Origin of the sequence: Rhodobium orientis (assembly GCF_003258835.1) — a bacterium.
In the GTDB taxonomy this organism is placed as follows: Bacteria; Pseudomonadota; Alphaproteobacteria; order Rhizobiales; family Rhodobiaceae; genus Rhodobium; species Rhodobium orientis.
Window position 1 is genome coordinate 22934 of sequence record NZ_NPEV01000016.1, and the last position, 15349, is coordinate 38282.

Genomic DNA, 15349 nt, shown 5'->3' on the forward strand with positions numbered 1-15349 from the left:
CCAGGGCCGGATCTGTAGAGTGTTTCGCGCGCGGATGCCGCCTCAGGCGACGAGCTCACGTTCGCGCGCGGAATTCATGAACGCTTCGGTCTCCTCGAAACTGACGATACCGGCGTCCGAGCCGAGGCCGGTCGCCACCAGCGCGCCGCAGGCGGAGGCAAAGCGGACGGATTTCTCGATGTCCCAGTCGTGGGAAAGACCCGCGATGAGGCCCGCGGTGAAGGCATCGCCGCAGCCGGTGGTGTCCTTGACGTCCACATCGAAGGCCGGCAGCCGGATCACCGTGTCGGCGGTCATCGCCACGCAGCCCTCGCCGCCGCAGGTGATGAGGCAGTTCGCGGCGCCGAGATCGCGGAAGAACATGGCGGCGTCCTCCGGATCGCTGCACCCGCTCATCGCCGAAGCGTCCTCGATGCTCGGCACGAAATAGTCGACGTAAGGCAGCGACGGCCGCAGCACGTCGACGGTCTCCGGCGTTGCCGACAGAAGGTCGAAGGTGGTGGTGCAGCCGGCCTCCTTGGCCGCCTTCAGGAAGGCCGAGGTCGGCGCGCCGTCGAAGGCAGCCAGCAGCGGCATGCCACCGACATGAACGAACTTGGCATCGAGCACATCGCCGTAATCCGCCTCGCCGAGGGTGAAGGCGTCGGACGCGCCACGCCGATGCAGCGCCGGCCGGTCGCCGTTCGGGCGCACGTTGAGGATGGTGGCCGACGTCGGGATGCCGGCAAGCCGCCGCATCGCGCCGACATCGACGCCGAATGTCTGGAGCGTGTGGAGGACGAAATCGGCCTTCTCGTCCTCGCCGACCGCGCCGACCGCCCGCGTCTTCAGGCCGAGCTTGGCGCAGTCGACCGCCGTGCCGCCGGCGGTGCCGGCAACGGTCAGGCGGATCTCGTCGATGAAGCGCAGTTCGCCGCCGGGCGGAATGCCGTCGACCGGGCGGCCCAGAACGTCGAGAATATAAAGCCCGACAACGCTGACATCGAAAGCCATAATTTTTCCTCCAAATCGGTCGCAGGCGTTCGCTGCTCCGCGACCCTTAACGTTCCGTCTTCCCGGTTTTTTTCTTGATTATCGGTGGTCTCAAATACCCGATTGTCTCCGGTCTCAGGCCGATTTGCGCGTTCCGAATACGGCACCGGCCAAGACGATGAAGCAGCCGACGACGAAGGTCTGCCAGGTGCTCGGAATGCCGGCGAGGATCAGCACATTGTTGACCAGCGTGATCAGGACGACGCCGAGGATGGTGCCGAGGACGCTGCCGCCACCGCCGGTGATGCGCGCCCCGCCGAGGACGACGGCGGCGATCACCGTGAGTTCGGTGCCGACGAGATCGAACGGATTGGCGATCCGGTTGGCGGAGACGTGCAGCATGCCGGCGATACCGGCAAGGAAGCCGGAAAAGGCAAAGACGAAGACCTGCACCTTGCGCGCGTCATAGCCGAGCCGCTCGGCGATCGACGTATTGCCGCCGATGGCAAAGATCGCCCGGCCCATCAGGGTCCGGTTGAGGATCCACCAGGTAACGACGGCGGCGGCCACCAGCATCAGCACATAGGCCGGCAGGATGGCGATCGATCCGGTGTCGGTCTGCACCCGCCACAGCTCGAATTTGCCGAACTCCTCGATCGGCAGCGGGATGTTTACGAACAGCTCCGTGCCGATGAAGGTCAGCAGGAAGCCGCGGATGACGTAACTCGTACCGATGGTGACGATCAGCGCCGGCGCCCGGAGATAATGGACGAGAAGGCCGTTGCCGATACCGATGATCGTACCGCCGAGCGCCGCGATAACGAGGATGACCGGCATTGGCATCCACGGCGCAGACGCCGCGACCGCCGTGGTGATCCAGTACATCATCAGGGCGGCGATCGCGGTGAACGACAGGTCGATGCCGCCGGCGGCCAGGATGACCAGGAAGCCGAGGCCGAAGAGACCGGTGACCACCGAGGCGCGGGCCATGTCGAAAATGTTGGAGACCTGCCAGAACTCCGGCGCGATGGCGCCGATGGTGACGCTGACGAGTACGATCAGGATGAGGGTGAAGACCGGCGGGTTGCGGATCAGCCAGCGGCCGATCCGCTTCATGGATGCCTGATCCTCGGAGGTGGAGTTGGTCCAGACGAAATCGCTCATGATCCTGCCTCCGCCACTCCGGCTTCCGACGGCTCTGCGCTGGCGAGCGCGTGATAGAGCATGTCCTCGTCGACCTCTTCGGCATCGAACGTCTCGGCAATCCTGCCCTTGCGCATCACCATGATGCGGTCGCAGTTCTGCAGGAGTTCCGGAAGGTCGTCGCTGACGATGATGACACCCATGCCCTCGCCCGCGAGCTTCTGGATGATGCGGAAGATGGTGTCCTTGGAGCCGACATCGACGCCGACGGTCGGGCCGTGCAGGACGAACAGCTTGGGCTGGGTCGCAAGGCCGCGCCCGATCAGCACCCGCTGCTGGTTGCCGCCGGACAGCGACTGCACAGGGTTCTTCAGGTCGGCGGCGACGATGTGCAACTGCTCGGCAATCGCCTCGGACAGCTTGCGGCTTTCGCCGACATTGATCATGCCGAGGCGGTTCCTGATGCGGTCGAGGATCTGGACGACGATGTTGGCGCTGATCGGTTTTTCCAGGAACAGCCCTTCCGACAGGCGGTCCTCCGGCACATAGCCGATGCCGGCGTCGATGGCATCGACCGGCTGCCGCAGCGCGACGGCCTTGCCGTCGACCCGGATCTCGCCGCCGTCTGCGGGTGTTACCCCGGCAAGCGCGCGGGCAAGCTCGTTGCGGCCGGAGTCGAGCAGGCCGGCGATGCCGAGGATCTCGCCCTTGGCGAGCGAAAAGCTGACATCGGCGAAATCCCGTCGGCGCCGCAGATCCTTGACCTCAAGCAGACCGGGCGCGCCGATATCGGCGCGGCGATAGCGCGAGGCATCGAGATGCCTGCCGGTCATCCAGAAGCTGAGTTCGTCCTTCTCGTGATCCTGAATGTCGCCTTCCTTCACCAGTTCGCCGTCGCGCAGGATGATGAAGTGGCCGCCGATCGACTTGGACTCGTCGAGCTTATGGGTAACGAACAGGACGGCGACACCGCTTTCGCGCAACTGGCCGACGACGTCGATGAGGTTGTCCACCTCGCGCTTGGTCAGGGCCGAGGTCGGCTCGTCCATGATGACGAGCTTGGCCTTGACGGCGATGGCCCGCGCGATCGCGACGAGCTGGCGGGTGGCGATGGGAAGCTCTTCCACCAGCAGCGAGCGGAACCCCGGGTCGGTCGGCAGGTTGACCGCCTCCAGAGCCTTGACGGCGGTGGCGTCGAGGCGGCTGCGGTCGATCTGCGACGACAGCCGGCCCTTGGCCTCGACCAGTTGCTGGGAGAGCGAAATGTTTTCGGTGACGGTGAGGTTCGGCAGCAGCGACAGGTCCTGGTAAACGGTCTCGATGCCCGCCGACAGCGCGCCGAGCGGCGTCAGCGAGGTGACCTCCCTGCCGTCGATGAGGATGCTGCCCTCGTCGGCCGGCTGCGCCCCGGAGATGATCTTGATCAGCGTGCTCTTGCCGCTGCCGTTCTCACCCATCAGGTGATAGATCTGGCCGGCCTCGATCGTGGTGCTGACACCGCGCAGGGCATGGACACCGGCAAAGCGCTTGTGGATGCCGGAAAGCTCCAGAAACGGCGTGGCGCCGGCCGTCGATGCGCTGCCCTCGGGCATGAGTGGAGAAATTGCGCTGCTATCCATTCCAGGCACCCGGGAAATCCGGCTTTCTTGAGGTTCGGTTCGGGTGGCGAACCGCCGGCTGTTGTCCGGCGACAGCTCCCGGCCCGAAGGGCCTGCGGGGCGATTGCCCCGCAGGAGTTTGGCAAGGCGACTTCGGGAGGATCAGAAGTCGTACTTGTCGAGGTTGTCCTTGTTGACGTCGATCCAGGCCTGGCCGGTCACGATGATGCCCTTGCCCGGACCCTTCTTCAGCTTCATGTTGGTGTAGCCGGGAACGCCGAGGTCCATGCCGTCGGTGAACTCTTCGCCGTCGATAAGCATCTTGGCGATCTTGTTCATGACGAAACCGGCGTCCTTCGGATCCCACAGGCTGATGCCGGTGACCGCACCGCTCTTCAGGTAGCGGCTGGTGTCGTTCGGCATGCCGATGCCGTAGACGCAGATCTTGCCGACGAGGCCGGCTTCCTCAAGCGCGCGGCCGATGCCGATCGGATCCACCGCGGAACCGCCCTGGATACCCTTCAGGTCCGGGTACTTCTTCAGGAGTTCCTTGGTCTTGTTGTAGGCGGTGTTGGCGTCGTTGAAGGACTCGTTCTTCGGCGAGACGAGCTTCATGTCGGGGTATTTTTCCGCAGCATTGGCCGCCGAGGCGTCGGCCCACTGGACGTGGGTCAGGCTGCCGAGCGAGCCGACGAAGCTCGTCCAGGTGCCCTTCTTGCCCATGCAGTCGGCGAGCTGATCGTTGAAGTGCGCGCCGAAGGCGGCGTTGTCGAACGCCTCCATATCGACCTGGGTGTTCTTCAGGTTGTCGGCCTCGTGCGTCATCACCTTGATGCCGCGATCCATAGCGCGCTTCAGCACACCTTCCAGCATCGGCGGGTCGAACGGCACGACGGCGATGGCATCGACGTTCTTGGCGATCAGGTCTTCGATGAGGCGGACCTGCTGGGCGGCGTCCGCCTTGCCCGGGCCGATCTCGTTGGTGGTCACGCCGTCGGTCTCTTCGCCGTACTGGACGACGCCCTCGTCCATGCGGGTGAACCAGGTCTCACCGGCGAGCTTGACGACGGTGGTGATCTGCACGTCATCGGCCGCAGCAAGGCTGCTTGTGCCGACCATGGCGCCGAGCGCGACAGCGCTAAGAGCGAGTTTTTTCCATAAGGTCATCTGTTTTTCCTTCCTCTCCTATGAACCCTCTTTCTTCATTGGTGTGCACAAGAGGGCGAGTGCGCTGAGCCTTGCTATCCGCCGGGTTTGGTCTGCGGCGAAAGCAGGGTTCGAAAGTCGAATCTCGAAACCGCCAGGAAAATCAGCAGCAGCAGCCCCCAGGCGAAATCCCGGAAGAAGTTCGAGATGTTGAGAAAGTTGAACATGCTGGAGAGCATCTGCAGGGCCGATGCCGACAGCACCACGCAGGTGATCTTGCCGTAGCCGCCGGTCGGCCGGACGCCGGCCATGACGGCGATCAGGATCGCGATCAGCACGTAGGAGGTGCCGTAGTCCCACTTCACGCTGGAAATCCGGGCGGCGATGATGAAGCCGGCGACCGATGCCAGAACGCTCGACAGCGTATAGGCCGTCATCAGCAGGCGCTTCTGGTTGAAGCCGGCAAAGCGCGCCGCCTTGGCATTGCTGCCGAGCATGTAGAGGCGCATGCCGAAGGGGGCGAAGCGCAGGGACGCACCGATCGCGATGGCGATACCCAGGAACACGGCAAAGCAGATCGGCACGCCGAGGATCGGCGTATGGATGAAGTTGTCGAGCGGCTCGATATAGCCGAGGCGCACGCCGGAGCCGTTGGTCAGCACGACGCTGACGCCGGTGAAGGCGAGCGAGGTGCCGAGCGTGGCGATGATCGGCGTCAGCCCGGCGCGCGAGATGAGAAGGCCGTTGACGAGGCCGCAGGCGAGCCCGACGACGAGGCAGACGCCGGCAAAGACGAAGGCATAGGCCATCGGCAGTTCGTCCGGCGAGACCATCATCGGCACGAGAAGCGCGGAGACGATGCCGGCAAGGTTCGCCACCGCGATGCCCGACAGGTCGATGCCGCCATTGCCGGAGATCATCGCCAGCGTGACGCCGATGGCGAGGAGGCCCAGCTCCGGGATCTGCGTCGCCATCGACTGCAGATTGTAGATGTTGATGAAGTTCTGGCCGGCAATCGCCACGGCCGCGACCAGCACCAACGCGTTCAGCGCGACAAGAAAGTTCAGTTGGCGATCCATCTCGTCCCTCGCTTGTCCTGCCCGTCGGCGTGGTCGCGTGTCGGCATCACCGGTTCAGCTCCCCGCCGCTGCGAGCTTTTCTTTGGCGTCGGTCGCCAGCACCTTGAGGATCAGCGCGCAGGAGGTCGCCCCGGCATCGAGGACGCCGATGGAGCGCTCGCCGAGGCGGCTTGCGCGCCCGACCCGGGCGGTCATTTCCTTGGTACTGTCGCGGCCCTTTTCCGCGGCGACGACCAGAGCGTCGAGCGCTTCGCTAAAGGACTTGCCGTCGGCGAGCGCGCCGTTGAAGGCGGCGAGCGCCGGAACCAGCGCATCGAGCAGCGTCTTGTCGCCGACCTGGGCCGAGCCGATGGACTGGATGCCGTCGAGCCCGCTCGCCAGCATGGCGGCGAACAGCTTCGCGTCGATCTCGTCCTTGCCCTCGATGGTTTCCGCGCATTGCATGAACAAGACACCGTAGAGCGGGCCCATGGAGCCGCCGATTTCCGTCAACAGCACGGTGCCGAGCGTGTCCAGGGCCGCGGCGAGCGACATGTCGTTGCCGCGAATGCGCTCGGCCGCCATGGTGAAGCCCTTGGCCATGTTCACGCCATGGTCGCCGTCGCCGATCTTGCCGTCGATGTCGCTGAGATAGCCGCGGTTCTTGACGATCTCGTCGGCCATATCGAGGACGATGTCGCCGGCGGAAGCGTTCGCGAATGTCTGCATGCCTGCCTCCTCCGCGCTCACAGCAGCCGCGCCGGACATCTGACGTCGACGTCCAGCAGGCGCTTCATTTCATCGTCCAGCGCCATCACCGTCAGCGTCGCGCCGACCATGTCGAGCGAGGTGAAGTAGTTGCCGACATAGGTCTTGTGGATGGTGATGCCGCGCGCCGCGATTTCCTCTGAGATGGCGTCATTGAGGATGTAGAGCTCGTCGAGCGGCGTCGCGCCGAGGCCGGAGATCAGCACGGCAACTTCCGCGCCCTCCTCAAGGCCGTGGTCGTCGAGCACGATATTGGCCATCTCCTTGCCGACCTCGGCCGCGGTCTTCAGCGGCTCGACGCGCACGCCCGGCTCGCCGTGGTGGCCGATGCCGACTTCCATGGTGTCGGGCTCGATGGAGAAATTCGGATGTCCGACCGCCGGCAGCGTGCACGGCGCCAGGCCGACGCCGACGGAGCGGCAACTGTCGATCGCCTTCTGCGCGGTCTCGCGAACCTCTTCCAGGCTCGCCCCTTCGGCGGCCTTGGCCCCACCGCACTTCCACATGAAGATTTCGCCGGCAACGCCGCGGCGCTTCTCGCGCTCGTCGGGAGCGGCCGAGCAGACGTCGTCATTGGCAACGACGGTGGCGATCTCGATGCCTTCCTTGGCGGCCAGCTTGATCGCCATTTTGACGTTCATGTTGTCGCCGGCGTAGTTGCCGTAGAGGCAGACGACACCCTTGCCGGAATTGCACGCCTTGGCGGCGTCGAGGAAGCTCTTGGCGGTCGGCGAGGAGAACAGTTCGCCGACGGCGACCGCGTCCAGGAGGTTCTGCCCGGTATATCCCAGGAAGGCCGGCTCGTGCCCGGAACCGCCGCCGGTGATCACCCCGACCTTGCCGTCGACCGGCGCATCCTTTGCGACGATGACGCGCGAATTTTCCTCAGAGAGGCGGACGATATCGGCATGGGCCTTGACGAAGCCCTTGAGGGTATCCTCGACAACCTCATCCGGATCGTTGACGAAACGCTGCATTGCGCCTTCCCATTTCCTCGGATCAGTCGATCAGTCGGTTGTTGTGGAGATGAAGCCGGCCGGCACCGCCCCGGGAGCCATCCGCGCGGCGACGCGGCCCGCGCCGGCGCCCGCCATCGGACGGAACCATCGCCGACGGGCGGGAGACGATCCCGCCGCCGCGGGCCGCGGTCGGCCGCTCGGCTTTGAAAAGGGGTCCCATTCGACTTCCTCCCATCCGCCCTGGCCTGTCGGCCCTGCGGATTCGTCTCGTCAGCCCGTTCTTGTTGTTCGCTGACATTGACAATGTTCGTCTCATTGCTGACATTTGTCAACAGCGCGTTTTCACGGTCAAAACGCCGCAGCGCCTACGCCAACTGGCAAACGCGGCCGAATCCCCCGCTTTCAGCTATTTGAAGGCCGAAATATCAATGAATGTGAGGAAATTCACATCCTGATGTTGTTTTCGCGCGCCTGATGTTACATCTATGTTCTGTTGACGGCTCACGGCGGCCGGAGATCGCCGCGCGGCACGCAGGACGGCGCCGCCCGAACATCCGGCTCGATCTGCAAGGAAAGGACATCCCGTGAAGGTGGCAGTTGCAGGCGACAGCGCGGGCGAAGGCCTGGCGCACATTCTCGCCGAATACCTCAAGGCGAATAAGTCGAACCTGGAGGTTTTCGAGGTCTCACACACCGAGAACGGCCCCGATCCGTTCTACGCCAATATGGCCGACCGCGTCGCATCGGCGGTCATGGACGGAACCTACGACCGGGCGATCCTCATCTGCGGCACCGGCATCGGCGTGTGCATCAGCGCCAACAAGGTGCCGGGCATCCGCGCCGCGCTGACCCACGACACCTATTCCGCCCAGCGCGCGGCCCTGTCGAACAACGCCCAGATCATCACCATGGGCGCCCGAGTCATCGGCGTCGAGCACGCCAAGGTGATCGCCGATACCTATCTTGGACTTGCCGAAAGCTTCGACCCCAACGGGCCGTCCGCCAAGAACGTCGAGGCCATCGACGGCATCGACGTCAAATACGAAAAGGCGTCCTAGGGCCCAATCGCGCCTGCAGAGCGGCGGAAACTCTACGCATTACCGGGCTGGACCCGTCGGATCCGACCGGGACGCCAGTGCCGCACGCGATGGGGCGCAAGCGCGCATGTCGCATTTACCGTCGCGTGTGTTAGCGTCTGAGCGTGCAATCCGTGCCGTGCCTTTCGGCCGATGGACCCGACGCGATGCAGGATGACAGCGACGCGACCGAAAGCGTGAAGCTGCCCGCCGGCCCCGGCGAGCGGCGCAAGGCGCTGCTGGATTATCTGCTGCCGGCCGGCTCGGCCCAGGTCGACGAACTCGCCAGCCATTTCGGCGTCAGCCGGATGACCGTCCACCGGGATCTGAAAATCCTTGAGGATCAAGGCATCGTCCGCCGCGTCCATGGCGGCGTCACGGTCCACTCCTCGAACCTTGAAGACAGCACCTTCCTCTACCGCTCGCTGCTTGCGGACGCGGAAAAGGACGCGCTGGCGCGCGCCGCCGTCCAGCTCGTGGAGCCGGGCCAGGCCGTCATCCTCGACGATTCCACCACCGTGCTGCACATGGCGTCCCACATCGTCGCCCGCAAACCGTTGACGGTGATCTCGAGCGGCCTGTCCGCAATCGAACGGCTGAAGGACGCCCACGGCATCGAGACGATCTGCCTCGGCGGCCACTACAACGCCCGCTTCAACGCGTTTTTCGGCTATTTCTGCGAGCAGGCCATCGGCTCCCTGCGCGCCGACATCCTTTTCATGTCCACATCGACCGTCCTCGGCGCCACCGCCTATCACCAGCAGGAGGAGATCGTCAAAACCAAGCGCGCGCTGATGAACGCCGCCGACAAGACGGTCCTGATGATCGACAGCTCCAAATTCGGCAAGACGGCGCTGATCAAGCTCGCCGGCCTCACCGAATTCGACCAGGTCATCACCGACAGCGGCATCGCGCCGGACGACGCGGAGGCCTTGCGACAGGCGGGCGTGCACCTGCGCGTGGTGGAGGTCTAGAACCGTGTTGGCAGGCTGCGGCACCGCCCGCGATATACAACTTCTACAAGAAAAACCTCGACACATGTCGAAAAGTCGTTGAACTATGATGTCAAAGGCTGAGCCGCGCTGCTATCATCTGCCGGGTGGTCGAAACACAACGGACCCTGAAGCGAGATACCGGTGATATGTCGACTCGTGTATCGTCACCGCTGCGCAAAGCGAGCGTAGGACGCCCGATGGGAGACACCCCACAAAGCCCTCCCTTGCGGTTCGGGGACGATCCCTACGTCTGGGCCTGCTGGCTCTACTACCAGGATCGCCTGACCCAGAGCCAGATCGCCGAGGCCATGGGCGTCTCGCGGGCGACCGTGAACGCCTATCTGTCGGAAGCCCGCGACCGCGGCATCGTCAACATCTCGCTGGAGCCGGCACGCCTCGCCTCGCTGACCGTCGCCGACGAGATCAGGCGGCATTTCGGCCTGGAAAGCTGCCTCGTGGTGCCGAGCGAGGAAACCCACCCCCTGATCGACCGGCTCGGCCGCGCCGGCGCGCTCGCCCTGCAGAGCCTGCTCAAGTCCGGCGATACGCTCGGCGTCGTCTGGGGCCGCACCATCATGGCCGTGGCCGAGCACCTGAAGAGCCCGCCGCTGCAGGACATGACGGTGGTCCAGGCGACCGGCTCGACCCAGGCGACCTTTGCCTACACGCCGGACCTGTGCACCACGGCCTTTGCCGAGGCGCTCTCGGCCAAGTCCATCAAGATCAGCGCCCCCGCCATCGTCGGCTCGCCGGAGCTCGCCCGCGCCATGATGGGCGAGCCGCTGATCGCCGACGAACTCGCCGCGCTCGCCAAGGTCAATCGCATCATCTTCGGCATCTCCTCCTTGAGGCCGAATTCCACCATCCACGCCAGCGGCTTCTTCGAGCAGGTCTCGCTGCAGCATTACCTCGCCCGCGGCGCTGCCGGCGTCCTCGCCGGGCGCTTCATCGACCAGAACGGCGCCCCGGTGGACGGCCCGCTCCATGCCCGCACCATCGGCATCCCGCTCGACGTGCTGACCGGCATCAAGACCCGCATCGCGGTCGCCGGCGGCTTCGACAAGGTGCCGGCCCTGTTGGCCATGCTGCGCGGCGGCTATGCCAACATCCTGATCACCGATGCCGCCACCGGGCGCGGCATCCTCAATGCCGAGGGCGTCGCCCCCGCCCGCCCGCAGGCAAAGACCCCGGCGCGCACGCCGGTGATCGTGCGCACCCAGATCAAGAAATTCCTCAACCGGCCCGACGATGCGGTCGACGAGATGCTGGAAGGCGCCATCAACGCCAACCGCCGCTATCTGAAGCCGGTCGCCGGCTCCAACCGGGCCCTCGTCGCGCGCCACGGGCCGCGCCCCGGCAAGGTCGGGCTGGTCATCGGCGGCGGCTCCGGCCACGAACCCTGCTTCCTCGGCTATGTCGGTCGCGGCCTTGCCGATGCCGTCGCCATCGGCAACATCTTTTCCTCGCCGCCGCCCGATCCGATCGCGGCGTGCGCCCAGGCGGCCTCCGGTGACGCCGGCGTGCTGTTCGCCTATGGCAACTACAGCGGCGACGTCATGAATTTCGAGATGGCCGCCGAACAGGTCGAGGAGCGCGGCATCAAGGTGCGCACCGTGCTGACCACGGACGACATCGCCTCCTCGCCGATCGAGGACCGGGACGGCCGCCGCGGCGTCGCCGGCAACGTCCTGATCTTCAAGGTCGCGGGCGCGGCCTGCGACCTCGGCCTGCCGCTGGAAGCCTGCGAGGCGGTGACGCGCAAGGCCAACGCCCGCACCTACACCATCGGCGTCGGGCTGGAGCCCTGTTCGCTTCCGCAGATCCGCCGGCCGACATTCGAACTCGGCCCCGACGACATGGAGGTCGGCATCGGCATCCACGGCGAGCCGGGCGTTGCCCGGGAAAGCCTGAAGGCGGCCGATGCCATCGTCGACACCGCCATCGACGCCATCTTCAAGGAGATGGACGCCAGGCCGAACGAACGGGTTGCCGTCCTCGTCAATTCCTTCGGCGCGACGCCGATGATGGAACTCTACATCCTCTACCGAAGGGTGGAGCAGAGACTGTCGGCGCGCGGGATCGTCGTCGAAGCCAACTGGATCGGCCCCTATTGCACCTCGCTCGACATGGTCGGGGCGTCGATCACGATCATGCACCTCGACAACGAGCTGTCGCGGCTGCTCAGCCGGCCGTGCGACACGGCCGCCTTCAAGGTCTTGTGAGGGAGCGCACCCATGTCCAACAAGCATCGGCCGTCGTCCCGTGGCATGGCAACCGGAGCAACAATCGCATCGCGGGTAACGTAACCAGCACGCTATCGAAGCCGGGTCGGAAATCCGGCACGATGGGAGAGAATGATGACCACCAGTGTCGTTGAGCATCTGATTGCGATGTTCGGCAAGATTTCCACGGCGATCGACGACGCCGTGGACGAGCTTTCCGAACTGGACGGTGCCATCGGTGACGCCGATCACGGGATCACCATGGTCCTCGGCTTCCACGCCGTGACCGCCGCGCTGCAGAGCGCGCGCTCCGACCTTTCGAGCGCCTCTGCCGTGATGAACGCGGCGGCGACCGCCTTCCTCAATGCCGTCGGCGCCTCGACCGGCCCGCTTTATGCGACGGGCCTGCGCCGTGCCGCGCAGAGCCTCGACGGGGTCGAAAAACTCGACCAGTCGGCGGCAACCGCCATGCTGACCGCGATCCCGGCCGGCATTCGCGAGCGCGGCAAGGCCCAGCGCGGCGACAAGACGATGCTGGACGCCTGGCTGCCGGCCTCCGAGGCGGCGGCGCTCGCGCTCGCCAACGGCGCCGACAGGAAAACGTTCTGGAAGCAAGTGGTCGCGGCGGCCGAGCACGGCGCGGAAGCCACCCGCTCCATGGTCGCTGCCAAGGGCCGGGCCGCCCGGGTCGGCGGCCGCTCGCTCGGCCACATGGACCCCGGCGCCGCCTCCACCGTCATCATCATCAAGGCAATGGCCGAGGCCCTGTCCGGCGACGACGCCTAAAACGCCTGCGCAACAGCCCGGAAAGTGGCGATCAGCAGATCGTCCGTCTCTGCATCCTCCGGCAGCGGCTGGCAGGACTGCTTGGCGATAACGACGTCGCGCGAAAAGTCGATCCATATCCACTGGCCGTGAATGCCGATGGCGGCAAGTTCGTGCTCCGAAGGGCAATACCAGTAGCTCCGGTAGGCCCCGCCCGCGAAGAGCTTGGCCTGGTCGCCCGCTGCCCAGATCGCCTTGTCGCCGGCAGTCCGGATGTCATCGATCCAGCTCTTGGGAACGATCCCCCTGCCCCCGACCCGGACCAGGTCTCCGAGGCGAGCAAGATCGCGGGCCGTGACCGACATGCCGCCGGCGGCGCGACCAACGCCGAGCCGGTCGACGGTGATCGCCGCATCGCCATGGGTGCCCATCGGCTGCCACAAAAGGGTCTCGACCATCTCGTGGAACCGCTGCCCCGCCGCCCGCTCCAGGACGAAGCCGGCCAGGTCGGTGTTCGGCGAGCGATAGGCGTGGAGGGTGCCGTGCTCGGCCGGCCCCTTGCCGATGGTCGCCAGGAAGGTCAGCAGATCGCTCGGTCCCTCACCCGACTTTTCCGGGTTCCAGGCCGTCGCCCGGCGATAGCGGTCGTAGCCGCCGGTCTTGTCGAGATAGTCCTCCGAAAAATCCATGCTGATCTGCATGTCGAAGAGATTCCGGACGCTCGCATCGGCATAGGCGGAGCCGGCGATTTCCGGAACGTAGCGGATGATGGGATCGTCCATCGACACCGCGCCGCGCGCCTCCAGGATGCCGGCCATCAGGCCGGTGACCGATTTGGAGACCGAGAAAATGAGGTGCGGCTTTTGCGGATCGCAGGTCGGCCCGTACCATTCGCCGACGATGCGTCCCTTGTGCATGACAACGAACGCGTCGGTGTATGTGCTCTCAAGGACATCCGGCACCGAGACGAGGGCGCCTTCCGCGTCTTTCCAGACAAGCGCGGCAAGGTCACCGAGATGATTGGGTGGGCTCTCCGCCTTACCTGTGCCCTTGATGATCGCCGAGGGCACCATTTCGCTGACGTTCTGGAACGACCAGGCCGAATAGGGGGCGGTCCGCCAGTTGCCGAGGTCGATGTCGCGGCGCTCAAATCTGAATACCGCTTCTGCCATTGTCATTGCGTTTTTCCGTGTTCTGTCATTTCTCCGGCCGCCGTTTCGGCCAGCGCGTTTCCGCATCATAGGCATGGCCGAGCTGCAAGATACCGAGGTCATTGCCGCGCCGACCGAAGAGCTGGAAGCCCGTCGGCAGGCCGGTCTTGCCGAAGCCGGCAGGAAGGGCAAGCGCGGGAACGCCGGCGAGCGAGACCGGCACGACCACCTCCATCCAGCGGTGATAGGTGTCCATCTCATGGCCGGCGACCGATTTCGGCCAATGGGTTTCGGCATCGAAGGGGAACACGTGGGCGCTCGGAAGGGCAAGGGTGTCGAAATGCTCGAACAGACCGGCAAGAGAGGCGAACCATTCGGACCGGATGACGCTTGCCGCGTGTACGTCCGCTGCGCTCAGCGCAAGGCCGGCCTCGATCTCCCAAAGCGCCTCGGGCTTCAGGAGATCGCGGCTGGACGGATCGTCGAAATGGACGCGCAGGCCGGACGCGATCGCCCAGCTTCGAAGCACCGTCCAGGAGCGCCACAGCGCCGCCGGATCAAAATCCGGGACGACCGGTTCAACAGCACAGCCGAGTTCCGCGAAGGTCGCAAGCGCCCGTTCGCACAGCGGCAGGATGCCGGGCTCCGTCGGACAATAGCCGTTCCAGTCGCCGATCCAGCCGATACGCTTTCCGGCCACCGGCACGTCCAGCCTTTCGGAAAACAGCTCCTCGACCGGGATCGAATGGGGAAACCGCTCGTCCGGACCCGCGATGACATCCAAGAGCAGCGCCAGGTCGCGCACGCTGCGGGCCATCGGCCCATCGGTGGCGAGTTGGTGGAGGAAGGTGTCCCCTTCCGGCGTCGGCGGCACGCGGCCGTAGCTCGGGCGGAACCCGAAGACGTTGCAGAACGCGGCCGGATTGCGCAGCGAGCCCATCATGTCGGAGCCGTCGGCGAGCGGCACCAGCCGGGCGGCAAGCGCGGCGGCCGCCCCGCCGCTCGACCCTCCCGCCGTTTTCGTCACCTCGTAAGGATTACGGGTGGTGCCGTGCACCGGATTGTAGCTCTGCGAGCCGATGCCGAATTCCGGCGTGTTGGTCTTGCCGATAACGATCGCCCCGGCAGCCCGGATACGGGCGGCGAGGAGGTCGTCGACCGCGGGCACGTGGTCGGCGAACAGCGGCGATCCGTGGGTGGTCCGGATGCCGGCGGTCTCGACCAGATCCTTGATCGCGAACGGCACGCCGCGAAGGGGCAGATCGGAGGAATGTGCATCCGCGTCCCGCGCCTCGGCCAGCAACACGTCGCGCTCGCGCAGCGAGACGATCGCGGTCAGCGGCGGATTGACCTCCGCGATGCGATCCAGAAAGGCGGTCATGACGTCGACGCAGGAGACCTCGCGACGGGCAATCGCCGCCGCGAGGTCGATGGCGTCCAGATCGGGAAGGTCGTCCATAGGCTTCAGCGGGGCCGCGACCGGCCCCGCCGTTCGC

13 protein-coding genes are annotated in these 15349 nt (G+C 65.6%); 4 read left to right on the top strand and 9 right to left on the bottom strand.

Annotated features, from left to right (window positions below; translation table 11 throughout):
* Positions 1-42: 42 nt before the first annotated feature.
* The 7 genes from CH339_RS09555 to CH339_RS09585 all read right to left on the bottom strand — a co-directional run bounded on the left by CH339_RS09555 (position 43) and on the right by CH339_RS09585 (position 7662).
* The gene (locus tag CH339_RS09555) at positions 43-993 is read right to left on the bottom strand and encodes a carbohydrate kinase family protein (RefSeq protein ID WP_111434125.1); all 951 of its coding nucleotides are present in this window, start codon (positions 991-993) and stop codon (positions 43-45) included.
* Positions 994-1107: 114 nt separating this feature from the next.
* Positions 1108-2136 (bottom strand): ABC transporter permease, encoded by a 1029-nt coding sequence (locus CH339_RS09560; RefSeq protein WP_111434126.1) that lies wholly within the window; start codon positions 2134-2136, stop codon positions 1108-1110.
* The gene (locus CH339_RS09565) at positions 2133-3734 is read right to left on the bottom strand and encodes a sugar ABC transporter ATP-binding protein (RefSeq protein WP_111434127.1); all 1602 of its coding nucleotides are present in this window, start codon (positions 3732-3734) and stop codon (positions 2133-2135) included. The genes CH339_RS09560 and CH339_RS09565 overlap by 4 nt, the downstream gene beginning before the upstream one ends.
* Before the next feature lie 141 nt (positions 3735-3875).
* Entirely contained in the window at positions 3876-4880 is a 1005-nt protein-coding gene (locus tag CH339_RS09570; protein WP_111434128.1) for a substrate-binding domain-containing protein, read from the bottom strand.
* Positions 4881-4954: 74 nt separating this feature from the next.
* Entirely contained in the window at positions 4955-5938 is a 984-nt protein-coding gene (locus CH339_RS09575; RefSeq protein ID WP_111434129.1) for an ABC transporter permease, read from the bottom strand.
* Between the two features lie 54 nt (positions 5939-5992).
* Positions 5993-6646: a dihydroxyacetone kinase subunit DhaL gene (gene dhaL, locus CH339_RS09580; protein ID WP_111434171.1), complete on the bottom strand. Its 654-nt coding sequence runs from the start codon at positions 6644-6646 to the stop codon at positions 5993-5995.
* 17 nt (positions 6647-6663) lie between these two features.
* Positions 6664-7662: a dihydroxyacetone kinase subunit DhaK gene (locus CH339_RS09585; RefSeq protein ID WP_111434130.1), complete on the bottom strand. Its 999-nt coding sequence runs from the start codon at positions 7660-7662 to the stop codon at positions 6664-6666.
* A 566-nt stretch (positions 7663-8228) separates the two neighbouring features.
* On the opposite strand from CH339_RS09585, the gene derI reads away from it, so the two are divergent.
* The 4 genes from derI to dhaL (CH339_RS09610) all read left to right on the top strand — a co-directional run bounded on the left by derI (position 8229) and on the right by dhaL (CH339_RS09610) (position 12723).
* Positions 8229-8702, top strand: a complete 474-nt coding sequence (gene derI, locus CH339_RS09595; protein WP_111434132.1) for a D-erythrulose-4-phosphate isomerase — start codon at positions 8229-8231, stop codon at positions 8700-8702.
* A 185-nt stretch (positions 8703-8887) separates the two neighbouring features.
* Positions 8888-9694 carry a DeoR/GlpR family DNA-binding transcription regulator gene (locus CH339_RS09600; RefSeq protein WP_111434133.1) on the top strand — a complete coding sequence of 269 codons (807 nt, stop codon included), beginning with the start codon at positions 8888-8890 and terminating at the stop codon, positions 9692-9694.
* A 167-nt stretch (positions 9695-9861) separates the two neighbouring features.
* On the top strand, positions 9862-11937 hold the full coding sequence (locus CH339_RS09605; RefSeq protein ID WP_111434134.1) for a bifunctional sugar-binding transcriptional regulator/dihydroxyacetone kinase subunit DhaK: 2076 nt from the start codon (positions 9862-9864) through the stop codon (positions 11935-11937).
* 135 nt (positions 11938-12072) lie between these two features.
* Positions 12073-12723 carry a dihydroxyacetone kinase subunit DhaL gene (dhaL, locus tag CH339_RS09610; RefSeq protein WP_111434172.1) on the top strand — a complete coding sequence of 217 codons (651 nt, stop codon included), beginning with the start codon at positions 12073-12075 and terminating at the stop codon, positions 12721-12723.
* Here dhaL (CH339_RS09610) and CH339_RS09615 read toward each other — a convergent pair.
* Both CH339_RS09615 and CH339_RS09620 read right to left on the bottom strand, forming a co-directional pair.
* Positions 12720-13880 (bottom strand): serine hydrolase domain-containing protein, encoded by a 1161-nt coding sequence (locus CH339_RS09615; RefSeq protein WP_244669109.1) that lies wholly within the window; start codon positions 13878-13880, stop codon positions 12720-12722. The two genes, dhaL (CH339_RS09610) and CH339_RS09615, sit on opposite strands and share 4 nt — an antisense overlap.
* Before the next feature lie 19 nt (positions 13881-13899).
* Positions 13900-15312, bottom strand: a complete 1413-nt coding sequence (locus CH339_RS09620) for an amidase (RefSeq protein WP_111434136.1) — start codon at positions 15310-15312, stop codon at positions 13900-13902.
* Positions 15313-15349: the final 37 nt, after the last annotated feature.

Bases quoted from the DNA above. Each gene is read 5' to 3' on its own strand.
- dhaL (WP_111434171.1), bottom strand. From the start codon at position 6,646: ATGCAGACATTCGCGAACGCTTCCGCCGGCGACATCGTCCTCGATATG.
- CH339_RS09585 (WP_111434130.1), bottom strand. From the start codon at position 7,662: ATGCAGCGTTTCGTCAACGATCCGGATGAGGTTGTCGAGGATACCCTC.
- CH339_RS09600 (WP_111434133.1), top strand. From the start codon at position 8,888: ATGCAGGATGACAGCGACGCGACCGAAAGCGTGAAGCTGCCCGCCGGC.
- CH339_RS09555 (WP_111434125.1), bottom strand. From the start codon at position 993: ATGGCTTTCGATGTCAGCGTTGTCGGGCTTTATATTCTCGACGTTCTG.
- CH339_RS09605 (WP_111434134.1), top strand. From the start codon at position 9,862: ATGTCGACTCGTGTATCGTCACCGCTGCGCAAAGCGAGCGTAGGACGC.
- CH339_RS09565 (WP_111434127.1), bottom strand. From the start codon at position 3,734: ATGGATAGCAGCGCAATTTCTCCACTCATGCCCGAGGGCAGCGCATCG.
- CH339_RS09560 (WP_111434126.1), bottom strand. From the start codon at position 2,136: ATGAGCGATTTCGTCTGGACCAACTCCACCTCCGAGGATCAGGCATCC.
- CH339_RS09620 (WP_111434136.1), bottom strand. From the start codon at position 15,312: ATGGACGACCTTCCCGATCTGGACGCCATCGACCTCGCGGCGGCGATT.
- CH339_RS09575 (WP_111434129.1), bottom strand. From the start codon at position 5,938: ATGGATCGCCAACTGAACTTTCTTGTCGCGCTGAACGCGTTGGTGCTG.
- dhaL (WP_111434172.1), top strand. From the start codon at position 12,073: ATGACCACCAGTGTCGTTGAGCATCTGATTGCGATGTTCGGCAAGATT.
- CH339_RS09570 (WP_111434128.1), bottom strand. From the start codon at position 4,880: ATGACCTTATGGAAAAAACTCGCTCTTAGCGCTGTCGCGCTCGGCGCC.
- CH339_RS09615 (WP_244669109.1), bottom strand. From the start codon at position 13,880: ATGACAATGGCAGAAGCGGTATTCAGATTTGAGCGCCGCGACATCGAC.